Annotated in this window: 1 protein-coding gene; it reads left to right on the forward strand. The window is 58.6% G+C overall.

Translation table 11 applies throughout. The features are described from left to right. Positions 1–65 precede the first annotated feature (65 nt). Positions 66–1,232 (forward strand): IS30 family transposase, encoded by a 1,167-nt coding sequence (locus AWB68_RS45125; RefSeq protein ID WP_087650475.1) that lies wholly within the window; start codon positions 66–68, stop codon positions 1,230–1,232. Positions 1,233–1,242 lie beyond the last annotated feature (10 nt).

The following is a 1,242-nucleotide window of genomic DNA, read 5'->3' on the forward strand; positions in this document are numbered from 1 at the left end:
AGCGGCGAATTCAACCGGTCGACGCAACACCTCTGTTCCAATGTGGGATTAGAGGTTGAGCGCGAATGAAACGACAGAGAAAGCCGTGGTTGAACAGCAAGGACAGGCAGCAGATTTGGCAACGATGGAGCGCGGGAGAGTCACTGAGTGCGATCGCACGTGAGTTGCAACGCAATGTCAGCTCGGTTCATCGGGTGGTGGGCGAACGAGGCGGGATTGCGCCGCCTGCGCGCACCCGCAGCAGTCGGGTATTGGCGCTTTCGGAGCGTGAAGAGATCTCTCGCGGGCTCAGTGCAAAATTGTCGATGAATGAGATTGCGCGGCGATTGGGACGTGCTGTCTCGACTGTCAGCCGTGAGATTGGGCGCAATGGCGGGTTGGATCAGTATCGGGCGCACGAGGCCGATACCGGCGCTTGGCAGCGCGCGTTGCGTCCGAAGTTGTGCGCCCTGTCGAGCAATGCCCGCTTGTGCCGGTTGGTGGCGAGCAAGCTGAGCTTACAATGGTCGCCTGCGCAAATTTCGGGCTGGCTCAAGCGCAGATTTCGAGTACGCGAGAACATGCACTTGTCCCACGAAACGATTTATCGAAGCATGTTCATTCAGGCCCGAGGCGTGCTGAAAAAGGAACTGACGGCCCATCTGCGCAGGCACCAGACGATGCGCCATGCGAAGAACGCATCGACGAGCGGACAAAACAGGGGCGGCATCGTCGGGGCGGTTTCGATTAGTGAAAGGCCTGCGCAGGTGGAGGACCGGGCCGTGCCGGGACACTGGGAGGGCGATCTGCTGGCGGGCTCGAACAATACCTACATTGCCACGCTGGTGGAGCGGCATTCGCGCTATGTGGTGCTGGTAAAGGTGGCGGGTAAGGACACCGAGAGTGTGGTTTCGGCGCTGATCAAACAGGTGAAAAAGCTGCCACAGGAGTTGCGTCGATCGATCACATGGGATCGCGGCAGTGAGATGGCGAGCCACAAGGCCCTTACGATTGCCACTGATGTCCAGGTGTATTTCTGCGATCCTCGAAGCCCTTGGCAGAGAGGGAGCAATGAGAACACGAATGGGCTGTTGCGTCAGTACTTCCCCAAGGGTGTACCCATCGACGGTTACTCGCAAGCAGACTTGAACAAGATCGCCAAGCGCTTGAACGGCAGGCCGCGGCAGACATTGCAATTTATGAACCCAGCTGAAAAGCTGGCGGAAACGTTGGGTGTTGCGTCGACCGGTTGAATTCGCCGCT

It is taken from the genome of Caballeronia choica, assembly GCF_001544535.1.
In the GTDB taxonomy this organism is placed as follows: domain Bacteria; phylum Pseudomonadota; class Gammaproteobacteria; order Burkholderiales; family Burkholderiaceae; genus Caballeronia; species Caballeronia choica.